Source organism: Actinacidiphila sp. bgisy160 (assembly GCF_057707815.1).
Window position 1 is genome coordinate 12,982 of record NZ_JBYIQW010000055.1, and the last position, 17,330, is coordinate 30,311.

The window sequence follows — 17,330 nt, forward strand, 5'->3', positions numbered from 1 at the left end:
CGAGCGGGGAAACGTGCCGACCTCGGGGAGGGGCAACGTGCTCTCTACAGCACGCTCTACGGGTTCACAGACGGACGTGTGCGTGATCGGGGCCGGCCTCGCCGGGCTCTGCGCGGCGCATCACCTCACCGGTGCCGGGCTCACCGTCACCGTGCTGGAGGCAGAGGACCGGGTGGGTGGCCGCATGGCCACCGAGAAGGTCGACGGCTTCCTCCTCGACCGGGGTCCACAACTGCTCAACACCTCCTACCCGGAGCTGCGCCGCACCCCGGGCCTGCGGGACCTGCAGCTGCGGCCGCTCTTCCCGGGCGTACTGGTACGGGCCGCCGGCCGCGGCTACCGCGTCGGCGACCCGCGGGCCGCGCTGGCCGCGGCCCGCGCGCCCATCGGCTCGCCGCTGGACAAGGCCCGGCTGCGGACGGCCCTCAACCGCCTCGCCGGCTCCCCCGTCGAGCGCCTCCTGGACCGCCCCGAGACCACGGCCGCCGCCGCCCTCGCCTCGCGCGGCTTCGCGCCCCGCACGGTCGACGGGTACCTGCGGCCGCTGCTGTCCGCGCTGCTCTGCGACCCGGACCTGACGACGTCCAGCCGGGTCGCCGACCTGGTCCTGCGCGGCTTCGCCCTCGGCCGTACGTGTCTGCCGGCGGGCGGCGCCGCCACGGTGCCGCAGGCGCTGGCGGCCGCGCTGCCGACCGGGACGGTCCGCACCGGGGTGCGGGCGGTCGCGGCGGCGACCAACGGCGTCCGCACCGCGGGCGGGGACGAGATCCCGTGCCGGGCCGTGGTCGTCGCCACCGGGGCCCGCGCGGCGGCCGGACTGCTGCCCGGGCTGCGCGTCCCCGGCTTCCACGGCGTCACCGTCCTGCACCACGCCGCACCGGCGGCGCCGCTGAAGCAGCCCGCGCTCGTGCTCGACGCGGACCGGCGCGGCCCGGTCTCCCACACCTTTCCGGCCAGCCTCGTCGACCCCTCCCGCGCCCCCGTGGGCCGCGCCCTTGTCACGTCCGTACTGCTCGGCCCCGCGGCAGCCCCCGCGCCGGACGACATCGCCGTCCGGGCCCACCTGGCGGAGCTCTACGGAACGTCCACGGCGGGCTGGGAACTGCTCGCCGTCCACCACGACGCGGAGGCGCTGCCGGCGATGACGGCCCCGCACGACCTGCGGCGTCCGGTGCGGATCCTGCAGGGGCTCTATGTGTGCGGGGACCACCGGGACACCAGCACGGTGCAGGGGGCGCTGCTCTCCGGGCGACGCGCGGCCCAGCACCTCCTTCGTGACGTGGGCCTCGGCCAGGGCCCTGGCACGCAGCCACTCGCCGCGTAGGGCCCCTTCGTCGGGTCCCCCGGGTACTTCGGCTCTCCCCGCGTCTCGCGCCTTCGGCGCAAAGCGGCGGGCTGCGGAGGGGAGGATGGGGGCGTCGGGCCGTCGCCGCCGTGCGGGCCGGCGGTCGGCGGGGGTTCAGGCGCCGGAGCGGTGCAGGGGGCGCTGCTCTCCGGGCGACGCGCGGCCCAGCACCTCCTTCGTGACGTGGGCCTCGGCCAGGGCCCTGGCACGCAGCCACTCGCCGCGTAGGGCCCCTTCGTCGGGTCCCCCGGGTACTTCGGCTCTCCCCGCGTCTCGCGCCTTCGGCGCAAAGCGGCGGGCTGCGGAGGGGAGGATGGGGGCGTCGGGCCGTCGCCGCCGTGCGGGCCGGCGGTCGGCGGGGGTTCAGGCGCCGGAGCGGTGCCGGTTGCTCGCACGACCACCTCGACGGCACCGCTCTGTCCGGCGCCCGCCGGGCGTCACCCCACGGGCACGCCCAGGGCCGTCGCGCGGTCGTGGAAGGCGCGGACGGGGGCGGCGTCGCGATGGGTTTCGAGGCGGCGGCCGAAGTCGCGGACGTACTCGACGGCGCGGAGCGACCGCATCTCGACGGCGGCCTGCATGGCCTCCGCGCCGAGGGCGCATGCGGCGTCGACCTCGCCGAGGCCGAGCCGCGCGGCGGCCAGCACCGTGCGGCAGAAGACGCGGCTGCGCGCGTACGCCTGGCCGCGCAGTTGCAGCGAGCGTTCGGCGTGCTGCGAGGCCGCCCGGTACTGGCCGAGGTCGCGATGGCAGTGGCCGAACTCGTCCGCCAGCTGGGCCTCGTCGAAGAAGCGCGCCCAGGACGGCACGTCGTCGCCGTTCCTGACCGCCTCCAGGGCGCGTTCGGCCCGCACCAGTGCCGCCGTGCAGGCGCGGACCTCACCGAGCAGCCCGTGGCCACGTGCCTCCGCCGCGTGGAAGAGCGCCTGCACGACCGGCGGGGCGCCGCTGCCGACGCCCTGCTGGGCGACCCGGGCCAGCTGGACGGCCTCGCGGCCGTGCCCGAGGTAGACCGCCTGGCGGCTCATCGTGACGAGGACGTACCCCCCGTAGACGCGGTCCCCGGCGGCCTGCGCGAGCCGCAGGGCCTGCACGAAGTACCGCTGGGCGAGCCCGTGCGCGCCGATGTCGTACGAGGTCCAGCCGGCGAGCCGGGTGAGGTCGGCGACCGCGGCGAACAGGCGGCGTCCCATGGCCTCCCCGTAGGTGCCGCGCAGCATGGGTTCGGCCTCGTGCTCCAGGTAACGGACGAGGGCCTGCCGCGCGTGGCCGCCGCCGTAGGCGTTGTCGAGGGTGCGGAAGAGCTCGCCGACGGAGCGCAGGGCGGCGATGTCCCCCACGCCGACCCGCTGCCCGTTGCCGCCGAACACCGCGGGCGCGGCGACCGCGACCGGTGTGAGCGCCCCCCGTGAGCCGCCACCGGCGCGCTGCGCGGGCAGCCGCGCGGTCCCCGGACCGCCGCCGTGGCCCGGACCGGCCGGGCCCGTGCCGGGCTCGGGGCCGCGCCCCACCCGGTCGTCCGCCCGGCCGATCAGCCAGTCGCGGCTGGGGACGACCAGCCCCGCGGGGGTGAACGCGATCTTGCGGAGGTCGGCCTGGTTCCCGGTGTCCTTCCGCCACAGCCCGGAGACGATCTCCACGGCCTCCTCCGGGGAGGCGGCGTACTCCAGCCCCGCGTAGACCGGGGCGACGGCGTCGAGCCCGAGGTCGTGGGCGGACAGCCGGCGCCCGAGCCGCCGGGTGAAGACCTCGGCGATGAGGGCGGGCGTCGTGCCCCGGGGCTGCTGGCCGCGCAGCCACCGGGTGACGGAGGTCTTGTCGTACCGCAGGTCCAGACCGTGCTCGATGCCGAGTTGGTCCACCCGGCGGGCGAGCCCGGCGTTGGAGAACCCGGCTTCGGCGATCAGGGCGGCCAGTTGACGGTTCGGGGGGCGCTGCGAGGAACGGTCGGACATCAGTGGTGCGGTCCCCTGCCTTCCGGACGTGCGGGCGTGCTGGGTTGCGGGCGTTCGGGTGCGCGGCGTCCCGGGCGTCCGGCGCGGTGTTCACCGTCCGTGGGCCGCGGGTCCATCCGCAGAACGGCGCGAATGTAACGTTCTGTATCGACTCACTCACCACTCGAGCGCCCCGCATTCGCCGTATCGGGTGAATCCGCACCCACATATCGGCAGAACGCTTCCCTTGCCCATCGCCTGGTGCTAGGCCCCAGCCCCGTGCAGGACACCACCCCACCGGACGTACAGTTGCTGAGGCGCCCTTGACGCGTGGAGGGGCGCCGCAAAGGACCACAAAGGGAGCGGCCGTGAGTGACCTGCGCTTCGTCCACCTGGGCTTCGGCGAGGACGCGGTGGAGTACCGGGAGGCGTGGGAGGAGCAGCGCCGGGTGCACGCCGCGCGCTTCGCCGACGAGATCCCCGACACGTGCCTGCTGCTGGAACACCCGCCCGTCTACACCGCGGGCCGCCGCACCGAGGACAGCGAGCGTCCGCTGGACGGCACCCCCGTGGTGGACGTCGACCGCGGCGGCAAGATCACCTGGCACGGCCCGGGCCAGCTGGTCGGCTACCCCATCCTGAAGCTGCCGCGACCGGTGGACGTGGTCGCGCACGTGCGCCGCCTGGAGGAGGCGCTGATCAACGCGTGCGCCGAGTTCGGACTGGAGACCACGCGGGTGGAGGGCCGCAGCGGCGTGTGGGTGCTGGGCGACCCGATCGAGGACCGGCCGCCGGTGATCCCGGGGCTGACGCTGGACTTCGACCCGCGGCTGCAGGACGACGAGTTCGACCCGCGCCTGTCGGGCCCCGAGTACGCCCCGTCCAACGCCGGCCAGCGCCGTGAGGACCGCAAGCTCGCCGCGATCGGCATCCGGGTCGCGAAGGGCGTGACGATGCACGGCTTCGCGCTGAACGTGAACCCCGACAACACCTGGTTCGACCGGATCGTGCCGTGCGGCATCCGGGACGCGGGGGTGGCCTCGCTCAGCAACGAACTCGGCCGTGACATCACCGTCGCGGAAGTCGTGCCGGTGGTCGAGAAGCACCTGCGGGCGGTCTTGGAGTCGGCCGTGCCGCTCCCCCGGGTCGTCCAGGAATCCACAGGCGTACGCTGATGTTCACCAAGGAAACGAAGCCTCGAGAGGGAGTCGGACGTGTCCGCTGTAGCGCCTGAAGGCCGCAAGATGCTGCGTCTGGAGGTCCGCAACAGCCAGACCCCCATCGAGCGGAAGCCCGAGTGGATCAAAACGCGGGCCAAGATGGGCCCCGAGTACACCGAGCTGCACAGCCTCGTGAAGCGCGAGGGCCTGCACACGGTGTGCCAGGAGGCGGGCTGCCCCAACATCTTCGAGTGCTGGGAGGACCGCGAGGCCACCTTCCTCATCGGCGGCGACCAGTGCACCCGGCGCTGCGACTTCTGCCAGATCGACACCGGCAAGCCGCAGGCCCTCGACCGCGACGAGCCGCGTCGCGTCGGTGAGTCCGTCGTCACGATGGACCTCAACTACGCGACCATCACCGGCGTCGCCCGCGACGACCTGGAGGACGGCGGCGCCTGGCTGTACGCCGAGACCGTGCGGCAGATCCACGCCATGACCGCCGGCCGGGCCGCCGGCCGCACCAAGGTCGAGCTGCTGATCCCGGACTTCAACGCGGTGCCGGAGCAGCTCGCCGAGGTCTTCGGCGCCCGTCCCGAGGTGCTGGCCCACAACGTGGAGACCGTGCCGCGGATCTTCAAGCGCATCCGCCCCGGCTTCCGCTACGAGCGCTCGCTGGAGGTCATCACCAAGGCGCGCGAGGCCGGCCTGGTGACCAAGTCGAACCTCATCCTCGGCATGGGTGAGGAGCGCGAGGAGATCAGCCAGGCGCTGCAGGACCTGCACGACGCGGGCTGCGAGCTGATCACCATCACCCAGTACCTGCGCCCGAGCCTGCGGCACCACCCGGTGGAGCGCTGGGTGAAGCCCCAGGAGTTCGTGGAGCTGAAGGAGGAGGCCGAGGAGATCGGCTTCGCCGGTGTCATGTCGGGCCCGCTCGTGCGGTCCTCGTACCGGGCCGGCCGGCTCTTCCAGCAGGCCGTCGAGCGCCGCGGCGAGCGCGGCGAGGTCGTCGCCGCACAGGCGGTCTGATCACGCTGCGATGACCTTCGGGTCACCCCCGTAACGTGCGGTTCGTCACGCCAGGGGCCCTCGCGGGGGCTCCTGGCGCGTTCCTGACGTGCGGCGCGTCCGCGGAGAACGGCGCGAGGGCACCGCCGGGGTTTCACGACGGTTTGACCGACCGGTCACGGACTGGTAACACAATGTGGTGACTCTGGATGAGCGGAACATCCACCCGCGTCTGAGCCGTCCTGAGGGGGACACCACCATGCAGGCCGAGGCCGCACACCTCCACCGCCAGGGCACCACCCTCCCCGGTGCCGCCGCCGGCGCACTGCGCGCCGTGGAGTACTTCCTGTTCCGTGGCGCCGAGGAGACGGCCCGCCGCAACGCCTGGTCCGCCGTCCTGGAGGACCGCAAGCGCGCCAAGGACCGCCGCGACGCCCAGCACGTGATGGACGCCCTGGTCTCCTCGCGCGCCCCGCGCGGCGACGTTCTCTAGAGCCCCCGCGGGCCTCCGCGCGAAGGTCGGCCCCCCTCCGGTGGGGCCCGGGCCGCGCGGGCCACGTATCCTGTGCGGCATGGCGAGGGATACATCCGAGAGCAACCCTGGGCGCCTCAAGCAGATCGCCCAGACCTACAAGATGACCAGGCGAGTCGACTCCAAGGTCGGTCTCGTCCTCGCGGCTGTGGGAATCGTCACCTTCGGTGTCATCCTCGCCATCGGCTTCTTGATCGGTCACGAGATCTACGCGGGCATCCTGGGCTTCCTGCTGGCCCTGCTGGCGATGGCGATCGTCTTCGGGCGGCGTGCCGAGAAGGCCGCGTTCGGCCAGCTCGACGGACAGCCCGGCGCCGCGGCGGCGGTGCTGGACAACGTCGGCCGCGGCTGGTCGGTGACGCCCGCGGTGGCGATGACCCGCAGCCAGGACGTCGTGCACCGCGCGGTCGGCAAGGCCGGCATCGTCCTGGTCGGCGAGGGCAACCCGAACCGGGTGAAGGGCCTGCTGGCCTCCGAGAAGAAGAAGATGGCGCGCATCGTCGTCGACGTCCCGGTCACCGACCTCATCGTGGGCAACGGCGAGGGCCAGGTGCCGCTGAAGAAGATCCGCACCACGTTGCTGAAGCTGCCGCGGGTCCTGCCCGGCCCCAAGGTCACCGAGGTCAACGACCGGCTGCGGGCGCTGGGCGATCTGATGAGCAACATGCCGGTGCCGAAGGGCCCGCTCCCCAAGGGCATGCGCATGCCGAAGGGCCGCTGATCGCATACGAAACGGAACGCGAGGTGCCCCGGACGAATCGAATCGTCCGGGGCACCTCGCGTTTCGCGTCGTACGAGCGCCGCGCTCACATCCGGACCTGGACCGCCTTCACGGCCCGGTCGTGCATGCCGCGGGTGTCCCGGTCCCAGACCACCGCCGGGACGACCAGCAGGAGCAGCAGCGTCCGCAGCGCGGCCGCGCCCATGCCGAGCCGCCCGCCGTCCTGCCGGACCACGCGCAGCCCCAGCAGGCGCTTGCCCGGCGTGGTGCCGATGGTGCCCAGCAGCAGCACGCTCATGAGGCCGAAGACCACCGTGGTCCACGGATTGGCCGCGGCCGCGTCACGGTGCGCGATCAGCCCGTATGCGATCAGCGCGCACAGGCCCCAGTCGATGAAGAGGGCCGCGACGCGCCGCCCGACCGGGGCGATCGAGCCGGGGCCGTGCTCCGGCAGCCCCAGGCGCTGCCCGCGGTAGCCGAAGTCGACGCCCATCCGCTCCGCGGCGGCCTTCGGGCCCTCGATCCACGATCCGATGACATCCCTGTTGTCCACGGCTCCACGGTAACCCCCCGCTCCGGGGCGCCCGCGTCCGACCCGGCACCCGTGCGACGACTCGGTTAACCTGCAAGAAACAAATGGGTCACGAGGGGGAAATGCCCGATCTCTAAGGTCGGCACCAACGTGCGCCACCGCACTGGTCGCACCCATGAGCTGCAATCCGGCCTCCCGGGCCGGGCCAAGGAGGAGTTGGATGTCGTTCCAAAACGCCGACGAGGTGAAGAAGTTCATCTCGGACAACGACGTCAAGTTCGTGGACGTCCGGTTCTGCGACCTGCCCGGTGTGATGCAGCACTTCACGGTCCCGGTCGAGTCCTTCGACCCCGACGAGCAGCTCATGTTCGACGGGTCCTCGATCCGCGGCTTCCAGGCCATCCACGAGTCCGACATGGCGCTGGTGCCGGACCTCTCCACGGCCAAGCTGGACCCGTTCCGCAAGGACGCCACGCTCAACGTCAACTTCTTCATCCACGACCCGATCACCGGCGAGCAGTACAGCCGTGACCCGCGGAACGTGGCGAAGAAGGCCGAGGCCTACCTCGCCTCCTCCGGCATCGCCGACACCGCGTACTTCGGCCCCGAGGCCGAGTTCTACGTCTTCGACAGCGCCCGCTTCGAGACCAGCGCGAACCAGTCCTTCTACCACATCGACTCCGAGGCCGGCGCCTGGAACAGCGGTGCGGAGCAGGACAACCGCGGTTACAAGGTCAAGTACAAGGGCGGCTACTTCCCGGTCCCGCCGGTCGACCACTTCGCCGACCTGCGCGCGGAGATCACCCTGGAGCTGATCAAGTCCGGCCTGCAGGTCGAGCGCCAGCACCACGAGGTGGGCACCGCCGGCCAGGCCGAGATCAACTACAAGTTCAACACGCTGCTCGCCGCGGCCGACGACCTGATGCTCTTCAAGTACATCGTGAAGAACGTCGCCTGGCGCGCCGGCAAGACCGCGACCTTCATGCCCAAGCCGATCTTCGGTGACAACGGCTCCGGCATGCACGTCCACCAGTCCCTTTGGTCCGCCGGCGACCCGCTGTTCTACGACGAGCAGGGCTACGCGGGCCTGTCCGACACCGCCCGCTACTACATCGGCGGCATCCTCAAGCACGCCCCGGCGCTGCTGGCGTTCACCAACCCCACGGTGAACTCCTACCACCGCCTGGTGCCCGGTTTCGAGGCCCCGGTCAACCTGGTCTACTCGCAGCGCAACCGCTCCGCGGCCATCCGCATCCCGATCACGGGCGCGAACCCCAAGGCCAAGCGCATCGAGTTCCGCGCCCCGGACTCCTCCGGCAACCCGTACCTGGCCTTCTCGGCGCTGCTGCTCGCCGGCCTCGACGGCATCAAGAACAAGATCGAGCCGGCCGAGCCCGTCGACAAGGACCTCTACGAGCTCGCCCCCGAGGAGCACGCGGGCGTCCCGCAGGTCCCGACCTCGCTGTCGGCGGTCCTGGAGTCCCTCGAGGCGGACCACGAGTTCCTCCTCCAGGGCGGTGTCTTCACCTCCGACCTGATCGAGACCTGGATCGACTACAAGCGGACCAACGAGATCGCCCCGATCGCGCTGCGCCCGCACCCGCACGAGTTCGAGCTCTACTTCGACGTCTAAGAACGCCGCAGGTCACGGCACCTGCATCCCCTCTGGGGCCGTTCTGGGGCCGTCGCCCGTGTCCTTCCGTATCCGGAAGACGCGGTCGGCGGCCCCGTGCTTCCGGTACGCCGTTCACCGGCCCGGACAACTGGGTCAGCGTCACCCCGGGGGCGTGACGGCCGGCTGCCTCGAGAAGCACGAGCGGGGCGAGTACGGCGCGGGCGGTGGGAGGATCACCGTGCCACGCGCCGTCACGAGGGAGGGGTCCGAGATGCCGTCCGCCGAACTGGAGCACACCTTCCGGATAGCCGCGCCGCCGGAGGAGGTCTTCGCGCACCTGTCCGAGCCCGCGCACTACATCGGCCTGTCGCCGCTCGTCGTCGACGTCCGCGACGTGCGCCGCAGTGGCGGGACCGTGCGCTACACGGCGGTGGAGCGGTTCCGGTTCCTGGGGCTCCTGCGGCACGACAACGTCATCGACGTCACGCTCGTCGCCGTCCCGGACCGTCTTCCGCTCTCCGCCGAGATCTCCGGCGAGGTCCGCAGCCCCGCCCGGGTCCACATGGGCTACCGCTTCGCCATCGACCGCGACGGGGCCGGCAGCCTCGTCACCGACACCCTGCGCCTTCGCACGCCGCCCGGCCTGCTGCGCTTCGCCGCCTCCCAGGCCGGGGCGGTCCAGCGGGCCAGGGCCCGTGTCCTCAAGGACCGGCTGGACCGGCCCGCCTGACGGGCGGGGCGTCCGTCCGCTAGCCGCGGCGGGCGACGCCGCCGTAGAAGCCGATCTCGGCGGAGCGCGGCGGGACCGGGGCGTCGGGACGCCAGAAGGGGACCTGGACGAGGCCCGGCTCCTCCAGCTCGAAGCCGTCGAAGAACCGCTCGATCTCGGAGCGGGAGCGCAGGTTCAAGGTGGCGGTGGCGTTGTTGTAGACGGCCTGGGCGTCGCTGCGGTCGGCGAAGTCGCCGGTGGCGTGCGACAGCACCACGTAGCTGCCGGCCGGGAGCGCGTCTCGCAGGGTGGCGACCACCTCCGCGGGCTTCTCCGCCTCGGTGAGGAAGTGCAGGACGGCGACGAGGAGCAGGGCGACCGGCTGACCGAAGTCGATGACCCGGCGGACGTCGGGGTGGTCCAGCACGGCCCGGGGGTCGCGCAGGTCGGCGAGGACGACGCTGGTGGCACCCGAGCGGCTGAGCAGGGCGTTGGCGTGGGTGTTCACGATCGGGTCGTTGTCGACGTACGCGATGCGGACGTCCGGCGCCACTTCCTGGGCGATCTCGTGCACGTTGGGGGAGGTGGGCAGGCCGGTGCCGATGTCGAGGATCTGGCGGACGCCGCTGCCGACCACGTGCCGGACTGCGCGGCGCATGAAGGCCCGGTTGGCGCGGACGCCGATCCTCACCTCGGGCGCCGCGGTGGCGAGTGCGTCGGCGGCCTTGCGGTCCACCTCGTAGTTGTCCTTGCCGCCCAGCAGGTAGTCGTAGATCCGCGCGGGGTGCGGCCTGCCGGTGTCGATCTCCTCGGCGCGGAAGCCGTTCTCCATCACGCTGCGCTCCTCTCGGCGGCCGCCCGGGGGCCCTGACCCGGTGCCGACGACAGCCTTTCACATCATCAACTTCTGCACCTCCATGGATAGTTCCTGGTCACCGGAAGTCCGGCGCGGCGTCCCCGACGGTGAAGCGGGCCGATACGTCCGCCGGTCGACGAGGCTCAGAGCCCGTGACGCAGTCGGGGCGCACATTCCCGACATCGGGGTGGCGCCCCGGCCGACGCCGCCGTGGTGGTCGTAGGCCGGCTCGACGATCAGGCGCTCGCGGGTGATCGCCCTTCCGGCCGGGTCCGCCCTCAGCGCAGCGCGCAGTCCCCGCACAGCCCGCCGCCGGGCACGCGGTAGTACAGGCAGCAGCTGCGGCGGGCGTAGGCGGGCGCGCCGGGCCCGGTGAGCCGGAGGTCGCCGGCGTCGCGCAGCAGCGGATCCGCCATCAGTTCCTCCGCCAGCGCGGCGGCGCGGGCCGCGGCGTCGGACCGGCCGCCCTCCCCCAGGCACCAGGAGCGCAGCACCCGCAGGGTGCCGGCGAGGGCCGAGGCGGCGTTGCCCCACAGCAGTCCGGGCGCGACGCCCGACACCGCGTGCACGGACTCGCACAGGGGCACCAGGTGGCCCAGGAGTACGTCCTCGCGCAGCCGGCCGGCGGGCACGTCCGGGTCGTCCCGCCGCAGCCACAGCTCGTCCGGGGCGGACCGGCCGGGATGCCACCACAGGCGCCCGCCGGACAGGTCGGGCATACGGCCGGTCAGCGCCGCCGGGCCGAGCGCGACGGACCACAGCCGCGCGGCCAGCCCCTGCTGGGCCAGCGAGGCAGCGACGCGCCGCTCGGACGTGCCGAGCCGCCGTCCGACCTCCGCCACCCGGCCGGTGAGCGCGGGCGACGGCCGCCCGGCGTACACCTCGGCCAGCGGCACGAAGCCCTCGGCCCGAGGCTCCCCCGGCCCGGTGCGTACGGCGAAGAACGGTCCCATCCCGCTTCCGCCGGTCAGCGCGCTCACAGGCCCCTGACGTGGCCGAGGTGGCGGGTCATCACGGCCTGTACGCGGGCGCCGTCGCGGGCCAGCAGGGCGTCCAGCAGCTCCAGGTGCTCCTGCGCGGAGGCCCGTAGCAGGCCGCGCTCGGCGAGCGCCGTGAGGCCGTACAGCCGGGAGCGCTTGCGCAGGTCGCCGACGACCTCGACCAGGTGCTCGTTGCCGGCGAGCGCGAGCAGCCCGAGGTGGAATCGGCGGTCGGCCTCCACGTATGCGATGAGCTCGCCGGCCGCGGCGGCGGTGACGATCTGCTCGGCGGCCGGGCGCAGCGCCTCCAGCGCCGTGGCGTCGGCGGTGGAGGCGAGGCCGGTGACGGTCGGGATCTCGATGAGGGAGCGGAGGTGGGTGTACTCGTCCAGCTGCCGCCCGGAGACCGCGGTCACCCGGAAACCCTTGTTGGGCACCGGGTCGAGCAGCCCCTCCTTGGCCAGGTCCAGCAGCGCCTCGCGGACGGGCGTGGCCGAGATGCCGAAGCGGCCCGCCAGCGCGGGTACCGAGTGCACCTCGCCGGGGCGGAGCTCCCCGGCGACCAGCGCCGCGCGCAGGGCGTCCGCGACGAGCTCGCGGTAACTGCCGGTGCGCCGGCGGCCGAGGGCGGGCAGGGCGGGCCCGTCGTGCGCTGCCATGCAGTGGCTCCTCCTCGGCGACGTGGCATGTATGCGACCAGTATCGGTGTCCGGGCGGCTGGAGGACGAATCGCGGGAAGGGATCGGACGGGTCCAGCAGGTACTGGGCGGTGCCGGTGATCCAGGCGCGGCCCGTGACGGACGGCAGCACGGCGGGCAGGCCGGCCACCTCGGTGGTGCCGGTGAGCCGGCCGGTGCACTGCGTGCCGATGAAGAACTCGTTCACGAAGTCCTGGTGCGGGGCAGTTCGCCGCGGGCGTGCAGCTGCGCCATGCCCCCTGGACGCCTTCGGCCTGCCCTTCGACCGTCGTTCCCGCAGGTTGTGACGTTCCGTCAGTTCGCGCCACGACCGGGCCGAGCGCAGGACGAGTCCGAGCCCCGGACCCGGCACCTTGCCGGAGGCCGGCAGATTGCCCTCGCCGGCCCCGGTGGTGCCGCCGGCCACCGGCCCGCGGTCCACGAGGACGGCGCTGAGCCCGGCCGCCGCGGCGTGGAGGGCGCAGGCCGCGCCCACCATCCCGGCGCCGACGACCACGACATGGCAGCTCGTCGGCTTGCTCACGCCGGCAATACGTCACACAGCACTGCTCACAACCAGCCGTTGCGCCGGAATCCCCGGTGGATGACGAAGCAGGCGACGGCCATCACGCCGATGGCGAGCGGATAGCCGTAGGTCCAGCGCAACTCCGGCATGTGGTCGAAGTTCATGCCGTACAGGCCGCAGATCATGGTGGGGACGGCGAGGATGGCGACCCAGGCGCTGATCTTGCGCATGTCCTCGTTCTGGGCCATGGTCACCTGCGCGATGTTGGCCTGGAGGATCGAGTTGAGCAGTTCGTCGAAGGAGTTGACCTGCTCGGTGGCGCGAGCGAGGTGGTCGGCGGCGTCGCGGAAGTAGGTCCGCAGGTCTGCCTCGATGCCGGGCAGGGGCTCCTCGGCCAGCCGCTGGAGGGGCCGGCCGAGCGGGGCCACAGCCCGTTTGAGCTCCAGCAGTTCGCGCTTGAGCTGGTAGATCCGGCCGGCGTCGGTGCCGCGGCCGCGGTGGTCGGAGAAGACGTCCGTCTCGACCTGCTCGATGTCCGCGTGGACCGCGGAGGTGACGGCGAGGTACTGGTCGACGACGTGGTCGGTTATCGCGTGAAGCACGGCGGCCGGGCCCTTGGCGAGCTGGTCGGGGACGGTCTCCAACCCCTCCCGGAGGGGACCGAGGGAGCCGTTGCCGCCGTGGCGGACCGTGATGACGAAGTCGGGGCCGGTGAAGACCATCATGTCGCCGGTCTCCACGACCTCGCTGGTGGCGGTGAGCCGGTCGTGCTCCACGTAGCGGGCGGTCTTGAGGACGGTGAACAGGGTTTCGCCGTACAGCTCCAGCTTGGGCCGCTGGTGGGCGTGGACGGCGTCCTCGACGGCGAGCGGGTGCAGCCCGAACAGCGCCGCGACGCCGGCGAACTCCGCTTCCGAGGGCTCGTGGAGCCCGATCCACACGAATCCCCGGCCGGACTTGCGGACCCGGGCGATCGCCTCGTACGCGGCGCAGTCGTCCTGCCGCAGCCCGTCCATGTAGACAACGCAGTTCACCACCGAGCTGCCCAGCGGCGAACGCGCCGGGTGGCTGAGGTCCACGCGCCGTTGGCGTATGTGGGTGAGGCGAACGGCTTTGCGGAGATTGCTGATCATCGACATGAAAGGCTCCTACGCAGGCGTGCGGCCGCCAGTATTGCCCACCACCGGGCCTGTTCGAGCCTTCCGTCACACCGCGCTCGCACCGTACGGCTGCCTCGCGCAGCTCGGCGACCAGGTTGACGAGGTCCTGGAGGCTGCGGCCGTGGCGGTCGGGCGAGGGGACCACGAGCGTGTCGCCCGCGTCGAGGAACGCGTGGCTTTGAAGGCCCCGAGGGCACCGGGCACCCCTCCGGGAGGGATCTTCAGAAAACGAAGGTCTCTTGAAAGCGAGAGCGCGGTCAGATCGCGACCTGTGGACGTGATTTGACGGCCCTTTTAGTTAACCGCTATCTATTGGGAGGCGTTGAGGAGGGGGATTCAGTGCAGGACGTGGTGCTGGCGCTGCTGGTCAAGGAGCCGTCGCACGGTTACGACCTGCGCAGGCGTCTGGTGGCGGCACTCGGGCCGCTCGGGGAGACGCTGAATGCCGGACAGGTCTATGTGACGCTCACTCGGCTTGAAAAGGCAGGCCTGGTCGTCCAGGTTCGAGAGGAAGCGGCGGTGCGCGGCCCGAAGCGCAAGGTGTTCGCGCTGACCGCGGCCGGGCACGAGCGGGTGGCCGCGTGGATGGCCGAGAGCACCGGGCCCCGGGCGGACGTGACGGAGGTCCATCTGAAGCTGGTGGCCGCCCGCGAGTCCGGCACGGCCGATCCGCTCGCGCTCGTGGACGCGCGTCGGCGGGAGCTGATGAGCAGCCTCGCCGAAGCCCAGCATGCCGCCCTCGCTCACGACACAGGTTCGGAGGCCGGGCTGCTTCTGGAGGGCGTCACGCTCCGGCTGCAGGCCGATCTGCGCTGGTTGGAGGTGTGCGAGCGGGCCTGGTCCCGTCGCGCGCCGCGTGAGAAGGGCAGAGGAAACGGATGACGAGAGACGGTCAGCGGGGCCGGGGCCGGTCGCGGCGCGGCGGGGCGGACGGCAGCGCGGGAGCGAGCCGGCCGGCCGGGCCGGTGCTGCGCGCGGTTGGTCTGGTGCGCGTGTACGGCGAGGACGAGAGCGCGGTATGGGCCGTCGACGGGGTCGACCTCGATGTCCCCGCCGGGCAGACGCTCGCCGTGACCGGGCCCAGCGGCTGTGGCAAATCCACGCTGCTCCAGCTGCTGGGAGGGCTCGACCAGCCCACCGAGGGCCAGGTGTGGCTTGGCGGACAGCGCATCGACGACCTCGGCGAGCGTGCGCTCGCCCGGCTACGGCGCCGCTCCCTCGGTTTCGTCTTCCAGGCCTACCACCTGGTCGACGAGCTGACCGCGGCAGAGAACGTCGAACTGCCCGCGCTGCTCTCCGGCGCCTCGCCCCGCACCGCCCGCCACCGCGCCGCCGAACTCCTCGACCACGTCGGACTCGCCGACCGGTCCCGAAATCTGCCCTCACAGCTGTCCGGCGGGCAGCGGCAGCGGGTCGCCATCGCCCGCGCCCTGGTCAACAAGCCGCTGATCGTCCTCGCCGACGAGCCCACCGGAAACCTCGACAGTTCAGCGACCCAGGACATCCTCCGGCTCTTCGACGACCTGCGTGCCGCGGGCCAGACCCTGGTCGTGGTCACCCACGACGAGCGCGTCGCCGCCACCGCCGACCGCGTCGTCTCCCTGCGCGACGGCGCGCTGGCTGACGACACAGCCCTGGGGAGCGACACCGGCACCGCACGGCTCGCTGCTCTCTTGAACTGGGAGAACTGACCGTGGGACAGCTGTTCCTGATAGGGCGCCTGGTGCTGCGCGACATACGCCGTCGCCCCGGCGAGGCATTCGTCTACCTGCTCGCCGTCACCATCGCGAGTACGAGCCTGACCCTCGGCCTTGCGACCAGCAACGCCGTCGACACCGGGTACCAGAAGACGCGCGAGGCCACCGCGGGGCCCGACATCGTCGCCGTCACGACGTCCGCCGATCCGTCCGGCGTGGCCGCACGCCTCGCGGACACTCCCGGCGTGGCCGAACAGGCCGAGCCCGTCTTCGCGTTCGACACGTACATCAAGGCCCAGGGCAAGAGTGCGCACACCGCGGTCGAAGGGCGCGACCCCTCTCAAGATGCCGCGGTGGACCAGCCGCTGGTGACGTCCGGCACCTGGGTGCGGCCCGGCGGCGCAGTGCTCGAACGCGGCTTCGCGAAAGCACTCGGCGTAAGCGTCGGTGACCACGTCACCGTCAGTGGACGCGACTACCCGGTCCTCGGAACCGCGATCAGCGCGGCCACCTCGGTGTATCCGTGGAGCGACGACGCGCAGGGGCCCGGGACGTCCGACTTCGGGGGCAGGATGTGGCTCGCTTCCGCAGACACCCGTAGGGCGTCGGGCGAAGACGCCGGAGTCCACCTGATCTATCTGAAGCTGAACGATCCCACCGCGGCGGGGCACTGGATGGACACCGCGTCCGCCGGCAGGAGCGAGGCCGACGACTGGGTCAACACCCATGGCTGGCAGGACATCCTCCAGACCGACAAGGCCATGATCAGGAACATCCAGCCCGCCCTGGTCGTCGGCGGCTGGCTGCTCGCTGTCGCCGCGATCGTCACCCTCGCCGCACTCGCGACAGCACGCGCCGCCCGGGACAACCGGCGTGCCGCACTGCTCAAGGCCGTCGGCGCCGGACCTGCCACCGTCACCGCCGCCCTGCTCGCGCAGCACCTCCTGCTCACCCTCCTGGCAACCGCGATCGGCCTGACCTCCGGGACCCTTGCCGCGCCTTTCCTGGTCGACCCCAGCGCCGGGCTGCTCAACACAGTCGGCCCTCCGGACTTCAGTACCGTCTTCGCTGCAGTCCTCCTCGCTGTCGTCATCGCGGTGACGGGCGCGCTTCGTCCTGCCCTGCGCGCGGCCCGAACCAGTACCGTCAACGCCCTGACCGACCCAGCACATCTGCCCACGCGACGCCCATGCCTCAATGCCGTGACGGCCTATCTGCCCACGTCACTGCTGCTCGGCATCCGGTTGCTCGCACGTCGACCCGGCCCCGCCATCCTGGCCGGTGCCGGCACGGCCGCCACCATGCTCATGGTCACCGCCCTGCTCGCCTGGCACACCGAACTGGCCGCGCGGCCCGACTTCACCCACTTCGGTCCCATCGATGTACGGGCCGACCAGACCGGTCGGGTACTGCTGGCCGTGACGCTCGCGCTCGTGGCGATGTCCACGCTCAACACCGTGCTTCTCGGCCTGAGCACTGCCGTAAAGGCCCGGCGAGCCCTGTCCGTGGCCCGCACCCTGGGCGCCACACCCGGCCAGGTCGTCTCCGCGCTCTGCGTCGCCGGGCTCCTGCCCGCCGTACCGGGGGTGGCGGTGGGCATCCCGGCCGGCCTCGGCCTGTACTGGATCTTCGGTACCCAGGTCACGCCCCCGCGAGCCTGGCTGCTCGCCGCCGTGCTCGCCGTCCTGCTCGCCGCCGCGGCGCTGACCGCGCTGCCCGCGTGGGCGCACACCCGCGCCCCGGCCGGGCGCGTCCTCGACGCCGAGCCGGCCTGATGGCCCCTTCACCGGGGCCGCCGATCAGTACTCGTCCTCGTCGTGGCAGATCGCGCGGGCGAGCCGGTGGCGGGACTCCTGCGGCTGAGCCAACGCCGGCGCG

General features: G+C 72.5%; 16 protein-coding genes and 1 pseudogene. 10 read left to right on the plus strand and 7 right to left on the minus strand.

Annotated features, from left to right (window positions below; translation table 11 throughout):
- Positions 1–37 precede the first annotated feature (37 nt).
- Complete coding sequence (locus AC3EUJ_RS30520) at positions 38–1,324, plus strand: NAD(P)/FAD-dependent oxidoreductase (RefSeq protein ID WP_431967038.1); 1,287 nt, start codon at positions 38–40, stop codon at positions 1,322–1,324.
- Between the two features lie 458 nt (positions 1,325–1,782).
- On the opposite strand, the gene AC3EUJ_RS30525 is transcribed toward AC3EUJ_RS30520, so the two are convergent.
- Complete coding sequence (locus AC3EUJ_RS30525) at positions 1,783–3,300, minus strand: NsdA family TPR-like regulatory protein (protein ID WP_431967040.1); 1,518 nt, start codon at positions 3,298–3,300, stop codon at positions 1,783–1,785.
- Between the two features lie 347 nt (positions 3,301–3,647).
- Here AC3EUJ_RS30525 and lipB point away from each other — a divergent pair, with 347 nt between their 5' ends.
- The 4 genes from lipB (at position 3,648) to AC3EUJ_RS30545 (ending at position 6,700) form a co-directional block, all read left to right on the plus strand.
- Positions 3,648–4,454 carry a lipoyl(octanoyl) transferase LipB gene (lipB, locus tag AC3EUJ_RS30530; RefSeq protein WP_431967042.1) on the plus strand — a complete coding sequence of 269 codons (807 nt, stop codon included), beginning with the start codon at positions 3,648–3,650 and terminating at the stop codon, positions 4,452–4,454.
- Between the two features lie 39 nt (positions 4,455–4,493).
- Positions 4,494–5,468, plus strand: a complete 975-nt coding sequence (gene lipA, locus AC3EUJ_RS30535; RefSeq protein ID WP_431967044.1) for a lipoyl synthase — start codon at positions 4,494–4,496, stop codon at positions 5,466–5,468.
- A gap of 238 nt (positions 5,469–5,706) precedes the next feature.
- A complete protein-coding gene (locus tag AC3EUJ_RS30540; RefSeq protein WP_431967095.1) occupies positions 5,707–5,940 on the plus strand; it encodes a hypothetical protein in 234 nt (77 codons plus the stop codon).
- A gap of 79 nt (positions 5,941–6,019) precedes the next feature.
- Complete coding sequence (locus AC3EUJ_RS30545) at positions 6,020–6,700, plus strand: DUF4191 domain-containing protein (protein WP_431967046.1); 681 nt, start codon at positions 6,020–6,022, stop codon at positions 6,698–6,700.
- A gap of 85 nt (positions 6,701–6,785) precedes the next feature.
- On the opposite strand, the gene AC3EUJ_RS30550 is transcribed toward AC3EUJ_RS30545, so the two are convergent.
- Complete coding sequence (locus AC3EUJ_RS30550) at positions 6,786–7,253, minus strand: RDD family protein (RefSeq protein ID WP_431967048.1); 468 nt, start codon at positions 7,251–7,253, stop codon at positions 6,786–6,788.
- A 199-nt stretch (positions 7,254–7,452) separates the two neighbouring features.
- Here AC3EUJ_RS30550 and glnA point away from each other — a divergent pair, with 199 nt between their 5' ends.
- Positions 7,453–8,865 carry a type I glutamate--ammonia ligase gene (glnA, locus tag AC3EUJ_RS30555; protein ID WP_431967050.1) on the plus strand — a complete coding sequence of 471 codons (1,413 nt, stop codon included), beginning with the start codon at positions 7,453–7,455 and terminating at the stop codon, positions 8,863–8,865.
- Positions 8,866–9,118: 253 nt separating this feature from the next.
- Positions 9,119–9,577, plus strand: coding sequence for an SRPBCC family protein (locus AC3EUJ_RS30560; protein ID WP_431967052.1), 459 nt, complete (start codon positions 9,119–9,121; stop codon positions 9,575–9,577).
- A 19-nt stretch (positions 9,578–9,596) separates the two neighbouring features.
- Here the strand turns inward: AC3EUJ_RS30560 and AC3EUJ_RS30565 are convergent, their stop codons facing one another.
- From AC3EUJ_RS30565 to AC3EUJ_RS30585, 5 genes and pseudogenes are all read right to left on the minus strand, one after another.
- The gene (locus AC3EUJ_RS30565) at positions 9,597–10,388 is read right to left on the minus strand and encodes an SAM-dependent methyltransferase (RefSeq protein ID WP_431967097.1); all 792 of its coding nucleotides are present in this window, start codon (positions 10,386–10,388) and stop codon (positions 9,597–9,599) included.
- 302 nt (positions 10,389–10,690) lie between these two features.
- Positions 10,691–11,365: a (2Fe-2S)-binding protein gene (locus tag AC3EUJ_RS30570; protein WP_431967099.1), complete on the minus strand. Its 675-nt coding sequence runs from the start codon at positions 11,363–11,365 to the stop codon at positions 10,691–10,693.
- Positions 11,366–11,388: 23 nt separating this feature from the next.
- Complete coding sequence (locus tag AC3EUJ_RS30575; RefSeq protein ID WP_431967054.1) at positions 11,389–12,051, minus strand: GntR family transcriptional regulator; 663 nt, start codon at positions 12,049–12,051, stop codon at positions 11,389–11,391.
- An 85-nt stretch (positions 12,052–12,136) separates the two neighbouring features.
- A pseudogene (locus tag AC3EUJ_RS30580) lies at positions 12,137–12,613 on the minus strand (FAD-dependent oxidoreductase); the annotation flags it as partial.
- A 26-nt stretch (positions 12,614–12,639) separates the two neighbouring features.
- On the minus strand, positions 12,640–13,734 hold the full coding sequence (locus AC3EUJ_RS30585; RefSeq protein ID WP_431967056.1) for a magnesium and cobalt transport protein CorA: 1,095 nt from the start codon (positions 13,732–13,734) through the stop codon (positions 12,640–12,642).
- A gap of 360 nt (positions 13,735–14,094) precedes the next feature.
- On the opposite strand from AC3EUJ_RS30585, the gene AC3EUJ_RS30590 reads away from it, so the two are divergent.
- Genes AC3EUJ_RS30590 through AC3EUJ_RS30600 form a run of 3 tightly spaced genes read left to right on the plus strand, consistent with a single transcriptional unit; the run spans position 14,095 to position 17,227 of the window.
- Positions 14,095–14,637, plus strand: coding sequence for a PadR family transcriptional regulator (locus AC3EUJ_RS30590; protein ID WP_431967058.1), 543 nt, complete (start codon positions 14,095–14,097; stop codon positions 14,635–14,637).
- Positions 14,634–15,446 carry an ABC transporter ATP-binding protein gene (locus tag AC3EUJ_RS30595; RefSeq protein ID WP_431967060.1) on the plus strand — a complete coding sequence of 271 codons (813 nt, stop codon included), beginning with the start codon at positions 14,634–14,636 and terminating at the stop codon, positions 15,444–15,446. The genes AC3EUJ_RS30590 and AC3EUJ_RS30595 overlap by 4 nt, the downstream gene beginning before the upstream one ends.
- 2 nt (positions 15,447–15,448) lie before the next feature.
- A complete protein-coding gene (locus tag AC3EUJ_RS30600) occupies positions 15,449–17,227 on the plus strand; it encodes an FtsX-like permease family protein (RefSeq protein WP_431967062.1) in 1,779 nt (592 codons plus the stop codon).
- The last annotated feature ends 103 nt before the right edge of the window (positions 17,228–17,330 follow it).

Bases quoted from the DNA above. Each gene is read 5' to 3' on its own strand.
- AC3EUJ_RS30525 (WP_431967040.1), bottom strand. From the start codon at position 3,300: ATGTCCGACCGTTCCTCGCAGCGCCCCCCGAACCGTCAACTGGCCGCC.
- AC3EUJ_RS30540 (WP_431967095.1), top strand. From the start codon at position 5,707: ATGCAGGCCGAGGCCGCACACCTCCACCGCCAGGGCACCACCCTCCCC.
- AC3EUJ_RS30545 (WP_431967046.1), top strand. From the start codon at position 6,020: ATGGCGAGGGATACATCCGAGAGCAACCCTGGGCGCCTCAAGCAGATC.
- glnA (WP_431967050.1), top strand. From the start codon at position 7,453: ATGTCGTTCCAAAACGCCGACGAGGTGAAGAAGTTCATCTCGGACAAC.
- AC3EUJ_RS30560 (WP_431967052.1), top strand. From the start codon at position 9,119: ATGCCGTCCGCCGAACTGGAGCACACCTTCCGGATAGCCGCGCCGCCG.
- AC3EUJ_RS30565 (WP_431967097.1), bottom strand. From the start codon at position 10,388: ATGGAGAACGGCTTCCGCGCCGAGGAGATCGACACCGGCAGGCCGCAC.
- AC3EUJ_RS30570 (WP_431967099.1), bottom strand. From the start codon at position 11,365: ATGGGACCGTTCTTCGCCGTACGCACCGGGCCGGGGGAGCCTCGGGCC.
- AC3EUJ_RS30575 (WP_431967054.1), bottom strand. From the start codon at position 12,051: ATGGCAGCGCACGACGGGCCCGCCCTGCCCGCCCTCGGCCGCCGGCGC.
- AC3EUJ_RS30585 (WP_431967056.1), bottom strand. From the start codon at position 13,734: ATGTCGATGATCAGCAATCTCCGCAAAGCCGTTCGCCTCACCCACATA.
- AC3EUJ_RS30595 (WP_431967060.1), top strand. From the start codon at position 14,634: ATGACGAGAGACGGTCAGCGGGGCCGGGGCCGGTCGCGGCGCGGCGGG.